The sequence below is a fragment of the Mesorhizobium sp. WSM4844 genome (genome assembly GCF_055811775.1).
The window spans coordinates 23,888-37,671 of record NZ_JBVVQB010000024.1 but is presented as its reverse complement, the minus strand read 5'-3'; the positions used below and the strand labels follow the sequence as shown (position 1 = coordinate 37,671).

The window sequence follows — 13,784 nt, the reverse complement described above, 5'->3', positions numbered from 1 at the left end:
TGCCCGGGCAAGCGGCGGCGGGCGCGGCGCATAAGCCGCCGGCGGACGCAAAGCCGTTAAACTTTGGTCCATCAGATTAGGGCATAGTTCGCGCCCTGCGTGACAGGCCACGAGCTGTCACCCTTTGGGGGGCCAAGCAATGCCACAATCTGGACGTCATTTTCTCAATTCCGAGAGCGGCTCCCTCGCGCCGCTACTCGCCATCATGCTTATCCCGATGTGTGCCGCTCTGGGCTTTTCAATCGACTACAACTCAGCCGTTGCGACCAAGGGATCGATGCAGAATGCGCTCGATGCCGCGACGCTGTCGATCACGACGCTGCCAACCAGCACGTCACTGGCGGACCGTCAGGTGAAACTGCAGGAGTCGTTTACGGCCAATAGCGGGCAAGGCACCGCCAAGCTCGATAGCTTCGTCGTCGCCGCCGACGGCACCGCCAGCATCGATGCTTCGGCCAAGTTTGCCATGCCGACGAACTTCATGCAGATCGCCCACGTCGACACGGTGCAGATCGGCGTCGCGTCGGCAGTGCGCAAGCGGCCGGCGCTGGTGCAGACCACGTTCAAGGTCGACAAGGTTTCGGGCCATTGGAACAAGACAATGACGCTCTACGGCACGAAATTCACCGAGACGGCGATCAATCCGCTGATGAAGATCACTTATGTCTACAACAATTTTGGTGATCCGAAAGGCTACGGCACGTCGACAGTGTATACGGTCAACGGAGCGACGAGCACGAAGGTCCAGGAACAGAAATGCACGACCAAGACGGTGCAGAATTTTAACGGCCTGCCTACCGGGGCGATTACCCAGACGAGCGGCAACAAGAAATACCTGACCACCTGCACCAACACTATGTACCCCGCGAACGGCGCCGGCGCGGTGATCGACGTCAGCCTGATGGATGTGCTGTATCTGCAGATGGATGTACCATCGGCCCAAACACCCAAGCTCAAGTCGAATGACGCAGACACATCGAACCGGTTGTACATCGACGGCGTTGAAGTCGCGAACGGCAAACTGGTGGACATCTTCACCGCCGTGCCGTGCGGCCAACCCAGCCAGCAGGCCTGGGAAGACGGCGGCAATCCCGTACCGGCTCCGGTGTCCAACGCCGACTTCTTCTACACCGTGACCGGCAAGTGCGACTTCAATCAGCGGCCTTCGCAAACAGTGCTTACGCAATAGGGGCAGGCGCCTGAGCTGCCAATCTCCACCCTAGTGGGGGAGATGGCCGGCAGGCCAGAGGGGGGCGCTGTCCCGCGGCCTTGCCAAGATCGAAAATCCCGCCGCCGTGATCCACCCCTGTTGCCAGGAGATTCGACCGCCTCTCCGGTTATCGATGCATTAACCTGGCGTTAGGGAGCGAGGCCACTGCACGCAAGGGCTGCCTCGCCGCGCTTTACGTCGCCCCCCTCTGTCCTGCCGGACATCTCCCCCACAAGGAGGGAGATTGGATGTCGCACCCGCTCTCGCCATATCCAGCGTTGCAAAAACAGCGAGCCTTCCGATCACGAAGCGGTGATGGCTGTAACGAAAGCCCAGGCGGCGGCGAACAGCTGATGTGATCGCCATTCCGGCGCCCCACCAACCTGGAGACCATCATGACCAACCTCACCCGCCTGACCTTGCCGGCACTTGCCTTCGCACTGTGCTCGACGGCGCTTTTCGCCGGCGGCATTGCGCGCGCCGAAGATGCGATGAAGCCGGCCGATGCGATGGCGACCGACGCCATGAAGCCGGCGACCGACGCGATGAAGCCGGCGGATCCGATGGCGGCCGAAAAGATGAAGGACTGCATGGACAAGGCTGCCATGGAAACCGACGCGATGAAAAAGGACGAGGCGACCAAGGCCTGCGACGCGATGGGGACGGCCAAGTAGGCCGCGTCCGGAACCGGGCGCGGCCGGTGCACGCGCCGCACGGCAATGTGAGACCGCGACGGACCTATCTGTCGTATAGTCTTAAACTCATGCAGGGAGATCAGAGATGACCGGCATTGAAAAAACCGCCGCGAAACGATTGATGAACGTCGCCTGGAGCGCGCTTGCGGCGCTAATGCTCGCGGCGGCCGGCGCCGCCTTGTGGCAGACGCCGGCAATCTCGGCCGAGGCGGCGGTGGTGATCCCGCCGCCGGCGGTGGACGAAAAACCCGCCGCCGGCGCGGCCAAGGCGGTCTTCGCCGGCGGCTGCTTCTGGGGCGTGCAAGGCGTGTTCCAGCACGTCAAGGGCGTGACCAGCGCCGTCTCCGGCTATGCCGGCGGCGACAAGGACACCGCCGTCTACGAGACGGTCGGCACCGGCCGGACCGGGCATGCCGAGGCCGTCGAGATCATCTACGAGCCGTCCAAAGTCACTTACGGCCAGTTGCTGCAGGTGTATTTCTCGGTCGCGCACAACCCGACGCAGCTGAACTACCAGGGTCCGGACCGCGGCCCGCAATACCGTTCGACGATCTTTGCCGAAAGCGACGCGCAGAAGAAGATCGCCGAGAGCTATATCGCCCAGCTCGACAAGGCCAAGGTATTTCCGGAGCCGATCGTGACCACGCTGGAGACGGGGAAAAAATTCTATCCGGCCGAGGACTACCACCAGGACTTTTTGACGCTGAACCCGACCTATCCCTACATCGTCTACAACGACCTGCCCAAGGTCGAGAATTTGAAGACGCTATTCCCAGACCGCTACAGCGACAAGCCGGTGCTGGTGCTGGCCGGCAACAAGAGCTGATCTTTTGCCGTGTATACCTGGTGCGTCCTAATGGACGCATGTCGGCGTCAGGTGGTGAGGTACAGGTCAGGCCGCGCCGAAAATGGTGGATTCCGAGAACCGGAACGGAGCGTACTTTCGGGTACGCGAGTAGCGCCGGTTGCAGGCCGGCTGAATATCAACACAGCTTATTGCACGCCCAGAAACTGCCGGAGCTCCGGCGTCCTGGGATTGGAAAAAACGTCCTCGGGGGCGCCGATCTCATGGACGCGGCCTTGATGCATGAAGACGACGCGCGAGCAGACGTCGCGGGCAAAGCGCATCTCGTGGGTGACCATCACCAGCGTCATGCCTTCCGCCGCCAATTCCTTGACGACGGCCAGCACCTCGGCGACGAGCTCGGGATCGAGCGCCGAGGTGATCTCGTCGCATAGCAGCGCGATGGGCTGCATGGCGAGCGCCCGGGCGATCGCCACGCGCTGCTGCTGGCCGCCGGACAATTCGTCCGGCAACGCATCGAACTTGTGGGCGAGACCGACGCGGTCGAGCATTTTTCGCGCGACCGCCTCGGCGTCCTTCTTCGGCGTCTTCTTCACCACCATCTGCGACAGCATGACATTGCCGCCGGCGGTGAGATGCGGGAACAGGTTGAATTGCTGAAAAATCATGCCGACCTTCAGGCGCAGCGCCTTAAGATGCACCTCGTCGGGCAGGAACTGGGCGCCGGCGACGACGATCGAGCCTTCATCGATGGTCTCGAGCCCGTTGATGCAGCGCAGCAGCGTCGACTTGCCCGAACCGCTCTTGCCTATGATGGCGACGACCTCGCCCGCCGCGACGTCGATGGAAATCCCCTTCAGCACCTCGTTGTCGCCGAAACGCTTCTTCACCTCAGTGATTGCGATGAGCGACATTGAGCTTCCTTTCCAGGAGCTGGCTGGATTTCGACAGCGGCCAGCACAAAGCAAAATAGATGAGCGCGACCAGGCCATAGACGGTGAACGGCTGGAATGTCGCGTTGGTGACGATCGAACCGGCCTTCGACAGTTCGACGAAGCCGATGATCGAGGTGAGCGCGGTGCCCTTCACCACCTGCACCGAGAAGCCGACGGTCGGCGGCACCGCCACTTTCAGCGCCTGCGGCAGGATGACGTAACGCATCTGCTGGAGATAACCCATGCCGAGGCTGGCTGACGCCTCCCATTGACCCTTGGCAATGCTCTCGACGCAGCCGCGCCAGATTTCGGCGAGGAAGGCGGCGGTCCACAGGATGAGCGCGACACAGGCGGCAAGCCAGGCGGGAACGTCGATGCCGAACAGGCCAAGACCGAAGAAAGCCAGAAAGAGCTGCATCAGGAGCGGCGTGCCCTGAAACAGCTGGATGTAGCCGCGTGACAGAAACTGCATCCCACGCCGGCCGCCGATGCGCAGGAAAAGCAGGGCCGCACCGACGATGCCGCCGCCGATGAAGGAGACCAGCGAGAGGACAACGGTCCAGCGGGCGGCCAGAAGCAGGTTGCGCAGGATGTCCCAGAAGCTGAACTCGATCATGGCGCCTGTCTCATCGCGACGCCTTCCTCGGGAACAGCATCCCGCCCAGGCCGGCCAGCAGCTGGCGCAGCAGGATGGCGAGCGCCAGGTAGATCAAGGTGGAGACGATGTAGGTTTCGAAGGCCCTGAAATTGCGCGACTGGATAAAATTGGCGGCGAAGGTCAGGTCCTCAGCGGCAATCTGCGAAACGACGGCCGAACCCAGCATGACGATGACGATCTGCGACGACAGCGCAGGCCAGATGCGCTGCAGCGCCGGGACCAGAACCACGTGCCAGAAGGTCTGGAACGGGGTCATGGCGAGGCTGGCGCCGGCCGCGAACTGGCCGCGCGGCGTGGCCTGGATGCCGGCGCGGATGATCTCGCAGCTGTAAGCGCCGAGATTGACGATCATGGCGAGGTTGGCGGCGGTCAGCTCCGACATCCTGATGCCAAGCGACGGCAGGCCGAAGAAAATGAAGAACAGCTGGATGAGGAAGGGCGTGTTGCGGATCAGCTCGACATAGGTCGCGACGACGGGTTTTAGCCATTTCGGCCCCAGCGCCCGCACCCAGGCGCAGGCAATGCCCAATGCCACGCCGAACACCGCGCCGATCAGGATAAGCTGCACGGTGATCCGGATGCCCTTGAGCAGCACCGGCAGAGATCCGATCAGCCAGCTGAAATCGAACTGATAGGTCATGACTTGCTATCCGACCTCAGCCACACGCGGCGGGCGGCGATCACAGCTCAGCCGGCAGGTCCACCTTCAGCCATTTTTGCGAAATGGCGTTGAGGGCGCCATCGGACCTGGCGGCGGCGATGATCCCGTTGATCTTGGCCATCAACGCCGGCTGCTCCTTGTTCATGCCGATGTAGCAAGGCGAGTTCTTGATCAGGAACTTGAGCTCCGGTCGCTTGGGCGGGTTCTTTTCGAGGATGGCGGCGGCGACGACATTCCCGGTCGCGATCACCTCGACCTGGCCCGACAGGAAAGCGGAAATAGTGCCGTTATTGTCCTCGTAGCGCTTGATCTCGACGCTCGCGGGCACAACCTTGGTCAGTTCGAGATCTTCGATCGCGCCGCGGGTGACGCCAACGGTCTTGCCGGCGAGGTCTTCCGCTTTTGCGACGGCGACGTCTGCCGGAGCGAACACGCCGTTGTAGAACGGAGCATAGGCTTCGGAAAAGTCGATGACCTTCTCGCGATCGGGATTCTTGCCGAGGCTGGAAATGACCAGGTCGACTTTGTTGGTCTGGAGATAGGGAATGCGGTTGGCGCTGGTGACCGGGACGATCTCGACCTTGGCGCCGAGCTTTTCGCCAATCAGATTGGCGATGTCGACGTCGTAGCCTTGCGGCGTCATGTCGGCGCCGACACTGCCGAAGGGCGGGAAATCCTGTGGAACGGCGATGCGGACGGTGCCGCGCGCCGCGATGTCGCTCAAGGCGTCGGCCCGCGCCTGCGGAGACGAAGCCATGGCCATTCCAACGGCGGCGGCGAAGGCCAGCATGCAGACATTGCGACGGTTCATTATCTTTCCCTTTGACTGGACAAAACCAATTGGTCGCCAGGGCAAAGCAACAGACATGCCAAACCATCGAAATCGCTGCGAATCGGACTTTCCCGGCGGGATTGGCAAGGTGGGATTGGCAAGGCAGTCTTCACGAGCCGCTGCCGCCCGAGCAATCGACTGCCTAAATATTGTGCAGTTCGGCGGTTTGCCAGTCAGTCGTAGGTCAGATCCGTCGCCTTGCCGCCGAAGACGCGGTAGGCATAAAACGAATAGAAAATGATGATCGGCAGCACCACCACCGTGCCGGCCAGGATGATGGCGAGGCTTTCCGGCGCGGACGCCGCCTGCCAGATGGTCAGCCTGTCGGGCACGACGAAGGGATAGAACGACCAGGCGAGGCCGGCAAAGCCCAGGGTGAAGATGGCGGCCAGCGTCAGGAACGGCGTCAGCGCATGGCGGTCGCCGGCCTTGGGCAGATGGAAGGTCTGCCGCCACAGCCATGCGAACAGCACCGCCGACAGGACCGGCAGCGGCGACAAATAGAGCATGGCCGGCCAGACGAACCATTTGTCGAAGATGCGCGGACTGGCGAGCGGCGTGGCCAGCGACACGGCGACCATGCCGAGCGCGGTCAGCACCAGTGCCCGGCGCAGCCATAGCACCGCCTTCTTCTGCAATTCGCCTTCCGTCTTGTAGATGACCCAGGCCGCGCCCATCGCCGCGTAGGCGGCGGCAAGGCAGAGCGCCACCAGCGCGCCGAAGGCCATGCCGCCGAGGCCGACATCAAGGCCCAGCACATAGATCCCCAGCATGTAGCCCTGCGCCAGCGATGCGATGACCGAGCCCAGAAAGAAGATGCGGTTCCAGCGATGCTTGTGACCGGCCGGCACCTTGGCCCGGAAATCGAAGGCAACGCCGCGCAGGATCAGGCCGACAAGGAGCAGGAAGACCGGAATGTAGAGCGCGGTGAGGATGGTGCCGTGCGCCAGCGGGAAGGCGACCAGCAGCAGGCCGACGGCCAGCACCAGCCAGGTCTCGTTGGCGTCCCAGAACGGCCCTATTGCGGCGATCATCGTGTCCTGCTCGGCGTCTCCGGCGGCTGCGAACAGGATGCCGATACCGAGGTCAAAGCCGTCGAGGATGACGTAGATCAGGATGGCAAGGCCCATCAGGCCGGCGAAGATGAGGGGGAGCAATGTCGGCCAGTCGAGGGTCATCGCCGTTCTCCTATTTCGCCGCCGGCTGCGACAGCGGCGCGTCGAGAACGCCCGGCAGCGGCGAGGCATCGCCGTCCTTCGCCGCCTTCAGCGCCAGATAGACCAGCACGCCGAGATAGGCGATCAGAAGCAGCGCATAGAGGATGAGATAGACCGCGAGCGACAGCGCGACCTGGCTGCCGGCGACCGGGCCGACGGCATCGACAGTTTTCAGCACGCCGGTGACCAGCCACGGTTGGCGGCCGATCTCGGTGGTGTACCAGCCAGCCAGCGTCGCCAGCCAGCCGGACAGCGCCATCGGCACCATCACCAGCGCCAGCGGTCTCGGCAGGCTGTGCCGGCGCTTGAGGAAAAAGGCGGCCGACCAGGAGACGACGAGCATCAGGACGCCGGTGCCGACCATGATGCGAAAAGCCCAGAACACCGGGAACACCGGCGGGTGGTTGCCGGCATAGTCGTTCAGCCCCGGCACGACGCCGCTGGCGCTGTGCCTGAGGATGAGGCTGGCGCCATCGGGGATGGTGATCTCGTATTTGTTCTCCCTTGCCGCCTCGTCGGGAAGCGCGAAAAGGACCAGCGGCACGTTGGGGCCGGTGTTCCAGTTGGCCTCCATGGCGGCGATCTTCTGCGGCTGATGCTCGAGCGTGTTGAGGCCATGCTGGTCGCCGGCGAAGATCTGGATGGGGATCAGGATCGCCGCGGTGAAGACACCGGTGCGCAAGGCCTTCCACATCGATTCCGAACGGTCGCCATAGAGATAGCGCAGCGCCGACAGGCCGGCGATCAGGAACGAAACCGTCAGGCCGGAGGCAAGCAGCATGTGGACGAGCCGGTAGGGCATGGACGGGTTGAAGACGATCGCCCACCAGTCGGTAGCGTGGGCTACGCCGTCGCGCATCTCGAAGCCGACCGGCGTCTGCATCCATGAATTGAGCGCGATGATCCAGAAGGCGGACAGGGTGGTGCCGCCGGCCACCAGCACGGTTGCCAGCGTGTGGATGCGGTTGGAGACGCGGCGGAAGCCGAACAGCATGATGCCGAGGAACGCCGCCTCGAGGAAGAAGGCGGTGAGTATCTCATAGGCGAGCAGCGGGCCGGCGATGTTGCCGACGGTCTCCATGTAACCCGGCCAGTTGGTGCCGAACTGGAAGCTCATGGTGACGCCCGAAACCACGCCCATGGCAAAGGACAGCGCGAACACCTTCACCCAGGTGAAATAGGCGCGCATCCAGGCGGTATCGCCGGTGGCGTTGTAGCGAAGCTTGAAGAACAGCAGCATCCAGCCAAGCGCGATGGTGATAGCCGGAAACAGGATATGGAACGAGATGTTGGCGCCGAACTGGATGCGCGAAAGGATGAGCGGGTCCATGGCGGGCTCCGGCTGCTGCTATGTCAGGGAAGATAGGCCGGATGCGCCAGGCGGTCAAAGCGGCGTGGCGTCACGCGAGGCGGAACGCCGCAGGACCGCGCAGCGGTGGATGCGCCGATGTCCAGAATGTCAGGAGTGCCATTGACTTCCGGCCGCGCGCACCGACATTCAGCGGACTAAAATCAACAGACCTCCTTTCAAGCAGCCGTTTTTCAACCATGCCATCGATCATTGCCATTTCCGGGGTCACCAAGACCTACGCCACCGGTTTCAAAGCGCTGAAGGAGATCAACCTCGATATCGAGCGCGGCGAGATTTTTGCGCTGCTCGGGCCGAACGGCGCCGGCAAGACGACGCTGATCTCGATCGTCTGCGGTATCGTCAACCGCTCGTCGGGCACGGTCAGCGTGGACGGCCACGACATCAGCCGGGATTATCGCGCCGCACGCAGCCTCATCGGGCTGGTGCCGCAGGAACTGACCATCGACGCGTTCGAGAGCGTGTGGGCGACGGTCAACTACAGCCGCGGCCTGTTCGGCAAGCCGGCCAATCACGCCTTTGTCGAGAAAGTGCTGCGCGACCTTTCGTTGTGGGACAAGAAGGACGCCAAGGCGATCACCCTGTCCGGTGGCATGAAGCGGCGGCTGATGATCGCCAAGGCGCTGTCGCACGAACCGAGGGTGCTGTTCCTCGACGAGCCGACAGCCGGCGTCGACGTCGAGCTGCGTCAGGACATGTGGGCGATGGTGCGCCGGCTGCGCGAGGATGGCGTCACCATCATCCTGACCACGCACTATATCGAGGAGGCCGAGGCGATGGCCGACCGCGTCGGCGTCATTAATCGCGGTGAGATCGTGCTGGTTGAGGACAAGGTGCAACTGATGCGCACACTCGGCCGCAAAAGGCTGTTGCTGGAATTGCGCAGCCCGCTCGCCACCATACCCGAGACGTTGTCGCGCTACGCTTTGGAGCTTTCGCCGGACGCTGATCGACTGACTTACACCTATGACAACCAGAGCGAGCGGCCGGGCGTCGCCTCGCTGCTGCGCGACCTTGAGACGGCCGGCGTCCAGTTCCGCGATATCGACACGCAAAACAGCTCGCTCGAGGAGATCTTCGTCAACCTTGTGAGGAAGGGCGCATGAACCTGCGAGCCGTCTGGGCGATCTACAAGATGGAAATGGCGCGCGCCTTTCGGACCGTGCTGCAGAGCATTGTCTCGCCGGTCATCTCGACATCGCTCTATTTCGTCGTCTTCGGCTCGGCCATCGGCTCGCGCATCACCGAGATCGACGGCATCAGCTACGGCGCCTTTATCGTGCCGGGGCTGATCATGCTGTCGCTGCTGACGCAGTCGATCTCCAACGCCTCCTTCGCCATCTATTTCCCGAAATTCGTCGGCTCGATCTACGAACTGCTGTCGGCGCCGGTGTCCTATCTGGAGATCATCATCGCTTATGTCGGGGGTGCGGCGACCAAGTCGATCATACTCGGCCTGATCATCCTGGGGACCGCGTCGCTGTTCGTGCCGCTGACCATCGAGCATCCGTTCTGGATGTTCTCCTTCCTGGTGCTGACGTCGGTGACCTTCAGCCTGTTCGGCTTCATCATCGGCATCTGGGCGAAGAGCTTCGAGCAGCTGCAGCTGGTGCCGCTGCTGATCATCACGCCGCTTACCTTTCTTGGCGGCAGCTTCTATTCGATCGACATGCTGCCCGGTACCTGGCGCACGGTGACGCTGTTCAACCCTGTCCTTTATCTGGTCAGCGGCTTTCGCTGGAGCTTCTACGGCAAGTCCGACGTCTCGATCGGCATCAGCCTCGGCATGACCGTGGTTTTCCTGCTTATCTGCATAGCGATCGTCGCGTGGATTTTCAGGACCGGCTACCGGCTGCGGAACTGACCGAACGGCCTGCCCAGGCGACGCAGCGCCAGCATCCGAGCGATGTTCCCGACCCAAGACGACCAAATCTGGTGACGACGCTTGAAAGCGGCCGTGCGATGGCGGCGCTTGATTTCCATATAATGTTATATATCGTGTTATCAATTGGCTGGCAGGTTGATTATGGAAGACGTCGTAAGGTCCTTTGGCTTCCTGTGCCTGGGCAGCAGGCTGAAGCGTATTGGCGAGCAATTGCAGGCGGATACGCAGCGCCTGCTCGACTGCCTCGATGTGCCGGTTCAGTCGAGCCAGTACCCGCTGCTGGCTGCGCTCGACAGGCTGGGCCCGCTGCCAGTCGGGGAACTGGCGCAATCCCTCGGGGTCGCACAGCCAGGTGTAACGCGGAGCGTGTCGCTTCTGGCCGAATTGGGACTGGTCGAGGTCAGTCCATCGGATGATGACCAGCGGCGCAGGATTGTCTGCCTCACCCTGCACGGCCAGCGGCTGGTCGATGTTGCAAAGCACGACGTCTGGCCGCGCATCGAGAATGCCGTCGCGGATCTGTGCGCGGATCTTTCTGGGCCGTTTCTTGCTCAGCTGGCCGCCATCGAGGACGGCCTCGCCGCGGCGCCTCTCGACCGTCGTGTAAAGAAGCCGGAAGTGCCACGCGATGAAATACCTGCTTGACCGTCCCGTGTGGAGCGCGCTTCGGACGCGACACCAAGCCTTCGCGCAAGGTGACGACCACGCCATGCGGTATCGGCCCTCGATAGCTCCCTTCGCCGCCAGTGCCGCGGACGATGCGGAAAGCCTGCAGGCGCTCGGAAAATTTGTCTCCCCAGGCGAGAGTGCGATCCTGCTTCAGGTGGACGCAATTGCTCTGCCCGCGGAACTTTCGGCGACTTCGACCGCGCCCGGGGTTCAGATGATTGCCGAGCGGCCATTGCAGATGGTCTCCGACAAGCGCGTGCAACGTCTGACGCGAGACGATGCAGCTGAGATGCTCGCCTTGGCATTGGTCACCAAGCCTGGCCCATTCACGCTCGAAGCCTTGAGCCTAGGCGATTTTTGGGGTGTGAAGATCGAGGGCCGACTTGCGGCGATGGCCGGCGAACGCATGAAGCAACCCGGCTATACCGAACTTAGCGGCGTGTGCTCACATCCGGAATTTCGGGGCGGTGGTCTGGGCAGGCTGATGTCGCTGTTCGTGGCAAACCAGATAGCGGCGCGCGGCGAAGTTCCCTATCTCCACGCCTTTGCCAGCAACACCACGGCCATCGGATTATACGAGTCCATTGGCTTCAGGTTGAGAAGCATGATGAACGTGGCCGTGGTTCAGCGCGCCGAATGAGCCCATCAGGCGCATTCCCGCGCATCAGGAAAAGGAAGGATTTCGTATCGACGAAATCCTTCCTTGGCGCTGCTAGCGCCTTGCAGTGATTCAGACCGCGATTTTGCCGCCGCCCTGTTTGGTGATGGCGACGACCGACGGCCGCACCGGCATATCGGGCTTGAAGTCAGGCCAGCGGGTCGATAGGTCCTCATAGTAGGAGGGACGGCCAAAAGCCTCCCAGTCCTCGCCGCCATCGGCCGGATGCTGGACCGCGACGAAGGCGGTCTGGTCGTCGGGCGTGAACAGCGGGCCGCAGAGTTCGGCGCCGATCGGCACGCGGAAGAACAGCTTCGAGGTCGCCCGCGCCTCGCCTTCGGTGTCGACCGCCCACAGGCCGTCGGTGCGGCCGGTCGCCTTCGGGCCCTGACCATCGGTCGAGACCCAGAGCCGGCCGGCCGCATCGATGGCGCAATTGTCCGGCATGCCGAACCAGCCATTGGCGGTCGTTGCGGTCGAGAAGGTAGCGCCGACTTCGGCCACCGAGGGATCGCCGCATTTCAACATGATTTCCCACTTGCCCTTGGTGGCAGTGAAATCGCCACCGTCCTCGACAATCTCGACGATGTGGCCAAAAGCGTTTTCGGCGCGCGGGTTGGCGGCGTCGACCTGCTCCGTCTTGCGCTTCGAATTGTTGGTCAGCATGACGTAGACCTTGCCGGTCGTCGGGTTGGGCTGAATATCCTCGGGACGGTCCATCTTGGTGGCGCCGAGAAGATCGGCGGCACGGCGCGTCTCGATCAGCACCTCGGCCTGGCTGGCAAAGCCGTTCTCCGCCGTCAGCGGGCCCTGGCCGAAGACGATGGGAAGCCATTCAATCGAACCGTCCTCGGCGAATTTGGCGACATAGAGCGTGCCGTCGTCGAGAAGATCCATGTTGGCGGCGCGGTCCTCGGCGTTGAACTTTCCGGCCGTGACGAACTTGTAGACATAGTCGAAGCGCTCGTCGTCGCCGAGATAGAAGACGACGCGGCCATCCTTGGCGACGATCGATTCAGCGCCCTCATGCTTGAAGCGGCCCATGGCAGTGCGCTTCCTCGGCACCGAAGTCGGATCGTTGACGTCGACCTCGACGATCCAGCCGAAGCGATTCGGCTCGTTCGGCTCCTTGCCGATGTCGAAGCGGTCGTAATGCGCAGCCCATTCATAGGCGCCCTCGGGAATGCCCAGGCGCTTGTAGTTGGCGGCTTCCTTGTGGCCTTCCGGCAGCTCGCCCGAGAAATAGCCGTGTATGTTTTCCTCGGCCATGACGTAGGTGCCCCAGGGGGTGACGCCGCCGGCACAATTGTTGATGGTGCCGAAGACCTTCGTGCCGGTCGGATCGACACTGGTCTTGACCCGGTCGTGGCCGGCGACGGGGCCGGACAGTGCCATCTCGGTGTTGGCGGTGATGCGGCGATTGAGCTTGCCGTCGCGCACCACCTGCCATTTGCCTGATACCTTGCGAACTTCGACGATGGTGCCGCCATGCGCGGCTAGCTCGATATCGACCTGTTCCTTGCTCAGTGGGGCCTGCTTGGCCTCGCCATCGACGATGCTGACAAGGCCCGGGAACATCAGATGCGGATTGGTGTATTCGTGGTTGACCACCAGCAGGCCGTGCTCGGCCGAGCCGTCTATCGGGAGATAGCCGACATAGTCGTTGTTGTAGCCAAACTGTCTTTCCTGGGCCTGCGCCGACTGTTTTGCCGGATCGAATTCCGGCGAATCGGCAAACAGCGGATCGCCCCAGCGCAACAGCACGTCGGCGTCGTAGCCGGCAGCGACATGGTGCTTGTCGTCGACGCCTGCCTCGACCTCGTCGAAACTGAAGACCGAGCCGCCGCCGGCGCGGGCATCGTGGGCGAGGATCAGCGCGAGCGGGCTGACGGTGGCGGCGATGGCGGTTGCCGCGAGCGATCCCTGCAGAAAACCACGGCGCGAGAATCGCGCGGCGATGATTTCGCCCATCGTCTGGTTGTCAGTGGGATTGGTTCCTGGCCCATCGTTTTCCTCGAGCAGGCTGGTGCGGAAATGGGCGTCGGGGCGATGTTCAGTCATGGGGGCGTGCCTCTGGCTCTTTGGGATGGCTGGAGCGTGTTGCTTGACTGACCGCGTATCGCCAGCAGATCACAGTTTGATGACGTTGCCGACCAATTTCCAGCCCGATTTCATGTCTTTGATCAGGCC

General features: G+C 62.6%; 15 protein-coding genes. 7 read left to right on the top strand and 8 right to left on the bottom strand.

Annotated elements, in window-relative coordinates:
- The first annotated feature begins 139 nt into the window (after window positions 1–139).
- From AC0L2A_RS19515 to msrA, 3 genes are all read left to right on the top strand, one after another.
- Window positions 140–1,189, top strand: a complete 1,050-nt coding sequence (locus AC0L2A_RS19515) for a TadE/TadG family type IV pilus assembly protein (protein WP_473610159.1) — start codon at window positions 140–142, stop codon at window positions 1,187–1,189.
- Between the two features lie 416 nt (window positions 1,190–1,605).
- Window positions 1,606–1,884, top strand: coding sequence for a hypothetical protein (locus AC0L2A_RS19510; protein WP_128245691.1), 279 nt, complete (start codon window positions 1,606–1,608; stop codon window positions 1,882–1,884).
- Between the two features lie 142 nt (window positions 1,885–2,026).
- On the top strand, window positions 2,027–2,731 hold the full coding sequence (gene msrA, locus AC0L2A_RS19505) for a peptide-methionine (S)-S-oxide reductase MsrA (protein ID WP_473610209.1): 705 nt from the start codon (window positions 2,027–2,029) through the stop codon (window positions 2,729–2,731).
- A 167-nt stretch (window positions 2,732–2,898) separates the two neighbouring features.
- Here the strand turns inward: msrA and AC0L2A_RS19500 are convergent, their stop codons facing one another.
- From AC0L2A_RS19500 to AC0L2A_RS19470, 7 genes are all read right to left on the bottom strand, one after another.
- On the bottom strand, window positions 2,899–3,624 hold the full coding sequence (locus AC0L2A_RS19500; protein ID WP_128173919.1) for an amino acid ABC transporter ATP-binding protein: 726 nt from the start codon (window positions 3,622–3,624) through the stop codon (window positions 2,899–2,901).
- On the bottom strand, window positions 3,602–4,261 hold the full coding sequence (locus AC0L2A_RS19495; RefSeq protein ID WP_023801425.1) for an amino acid ABC transporter permease: 660 nt from the start codon (window positions 4,259–4,261) through the stop codon (window positions 3,602–3,604). Before AC0L2A_RS19495 ends, AC0L2A_RS19500 begins: the two co-directional genes overlap by 23 nt.
- Before the next feature lie 10 nt (window positions 4,262–4,271).
- Window positions 4,272–4,943, bottom strand: a complete 672-nt coding sequence (locus AC0L2A_RS19490) for an amino acid ABC transporter permease (protein ID WP_473610157.1) — start codon at window positions 4,941–4,943, stop codon at window positions 4,272–4,274.
- A gap of 40 nt (window positions 4,944–4,983) precedes the next feature.
- Window positions 4,984–5,754, bottom strand: coding sequence for a transporter substrate-binding domain-containing protein (locus tag AC0L2A_RS19485; protein ID WP_128169341.1), 771 nt, complete (start codon window positions 5,752–5,754; stop codon window positions 4,984–4,986).
- Window positions 5,755–5,969: 215 nt separating this feature from the next.
- Complete coding sequence (locus AC0L2A_RS19480) at window positions 5,970–6,974, bottom strand: cytochrome d ubiquinol oxidase subunit II (protein ID WP_091591938.1); 1,005 nt, start codon at window positions 6,972–6,974, stop codon at window positions 5,970–5,972.
- A 10-nt stretch (window positions 6,975–6,984) separates the two neighbouring features.
- Window positions 6,985–8,343 carry a cytochrome ubiquinol oxidase subunit I gene (locus AC0L2A_RS19475; RefSeq protein ID WP_027154716.1) on the bottom strand — a complete coding sequence of 453 codons (1,359 nt, stop codon included), beginning with the start codon at window positions 8,341–8,343 and terminating at the stop codon, window positions 6,985–6,987.
- A 70-nt stretch (window positions 8,344–8,413) separates the two neighbouring features.
- On the bottom strand, window positions 8,414–8,575 hold the full coding sequence (locus AC0L2A_RS19470; protein WP_156941598.1) for a hypothetical protein: 162 nt from the start codon (window positions 8,573–8,575) through the stop codon (window positions 8,414–8,416).
- Here AC0L2A_RS19470 and AC0L2A_RS19465 point away from each other — a divergent pair.
- The 4 genes from AC0L2A_RS19465 (at window position 8,562) to AC0L2A_RS19450 (ending at window position 11,576) form a co-directional block, all read left to right on the top strand.
- Window positions 8,562–9,488: an ABC transporter ATP-binding protein gene (locus AC0L2A_RS19465; RefSeq protein ID WP_473610156.1), complete on the top strand. Its 927-nt coding sequence runs from the start codon at window positions 8,562–8,564 to the stop codon at window positions 9,486–9,488. The two genes, AC0L2A_RS19470 and AC0L2A_RS19465, sit on opposite strands and share 14 nt — an antisense overlap.
- Window positions 9,485–10,246, top strand: a complete 762-nt coding sequence (locus AC0L2A_RS19460; protein ID WP_473514383.1) for an ABC transporter permease — start codon at window positions 9,485–9,487, stop codon at window positions 10,244–10,246. Before AC0L2A_RS19465 ends, AC0L2A_RS19460 begins: the two co-directional genes overlap by 4 nt.
- A gap of 162 nt (window positions 10,247–10,408) precedes the next feature.
- Entirely contained in the window at window positions 10,409–10,912 is a 504-nt protein-coding gene (locus AC0L2A_RS19455; protein ID WP_473610155.1) for a MarR family winged helix-turn-helix transcriptional regulator, read from the top strand.
- The gene (locus AC0L2A_RS19450; protein ID WP_473610153.1) at window positions 10,896–11,576 is read left to right on the top strand and encodes a GNAT family N-acetyltransferase; all 681 of its coding nucleotides are present in this window, start codon (window positions 10,896–10,898) and stop codon (window positions 11,574–11,576) included. Before AC0L2A_RS19455 ends, AC0L2A_RS19450 begins: the two co-directional genes overlap by 17 nt.
- Window positions 11,577–11,666: 90 nt before the next feature.
- Here the strand turns inward: AC0L2A_RS19450 and AC0L2A_RS19445 are convergent, their stop codons facing one another.
- A complete protein-coding gene (locus AC0L2A_RS19445) occupies window positions 11,667–13,655 on the bottom strand; it encodes a PhoX family protein (RefSeq protein WP_473610152.1) in 1,989 nt (662 codons plus the stop codon).
- Window positions 13,656–13,784 lie beyond the last annotated feature (129 nt).

Bases quoted from the DNA above. Each gene is read 5' to 3' on its own strand.
- AC0L2A_RS19515 (WP_473610159.1), top strand. From the start codon at position 140: ATGCCACAATCTGGACGTCATTTTCTCAATTCCGAGAGCGGCTCCCTC.
- AC0L2A_RS19455 (WP_473610155.1), top strand. From the start codon at position 10,409: ATGGAAGACGTCGTAAGGTCCTTTGGCTTCCTGTGCCTGGGCAGCAGG.
- AC0L2A_RS19475 (WP_027154716.1), bottom strand. From the start codon at position 8,343: ATGGACCCGCTCATCCTTTCGCGCATCCAGTTCGGCGCCAACATCTCG.
- AC0L2A_RS19500 (WP_128173919.1), bottom strand. From the start codon at position 3,624: ATGTCGCTCATCGCAATCACTGAGGTGAAGAAGCGTTTCGGCGACAAC.
- AC0L2A_RS19495 (WP_023801425.1), bottom strand. From the start codon at position 4,261: ATGATCGAGTTCAGCTTCTGGGACATCCTGCGCAACCTGCTTCTGGCC.
- AC0L2A_RS19485 (WP_128169341.1), bottom strand. From the start codon at position 5,754: ATGCTGGCCTTCGCCGCCGCCGTTGGAATGGCCATGGCTTCGTCTCCG.
- AC0L2A_RS19445 (WP_473610152.1), bottom strand. From the start codon at position 13,655: ATGACTGAACATCGCCCCGACGCCCATTTCCGCACCAGCCTGCTCGAG.
- AC0L2A_RS19465 (WP_473610156.1), top strand. From the start codon at position 8,562: ATGCCATCGATCATTGCCATTTCCGGGGTCACCAAGACCTACGCCACC.
- msrA (WP_473610209.1), top strand. From the start codon at position 2,027: ATGAACGTCGCCTGGAGCGCGCTTGCGGCGCTAATGCTCGCGGCGGCC.
- AC0L2A_RS19470 (WP_156941598.1), bottom strand. From the start codon at position 8,575: ATGATCGATGGCATGGTTGAAAAACGGCTGCTTGAAAGGAGGTCTGTT.
- AC0L2A_RS19490 (WP_473610157.1), bottom strand. From the start codon at position 4,943: ATGACCTATCAGTTCGATTTCAGCTGGCTGATCGGATCTCTGCCGGTG.
- AC0L2A_RS19450 (WP_473610153.1), top strand. From the start codon at position 10,896: ATGAAATACCTGCTTGACCGTCCCGTGTGGAGCGCGCTTCGGACGCGA.
- AC0L2A_RS19510 (WP_128245691.1), top strand. From the start codon at position 1,606: ATGACCAACCTCACCCGCCTGACCTTGCCGGCACTTGCCTTCGCACTG.
- AC0L2A_RS19460 (WP_473514383.1), top strand. From the start codon at position 9,485: ATGAACCTGCGAGCCGTCTGGGCGATCTACAAGATGGAAATGGCGCGC.
- AC0L2A_RS19480 (WP_091591938.1), bottom strand. From the start codon at position 6,974: ATGACCCTCGACTGGCCGACATTGCTCCCCCTCATCTTCGCCGGCCTG.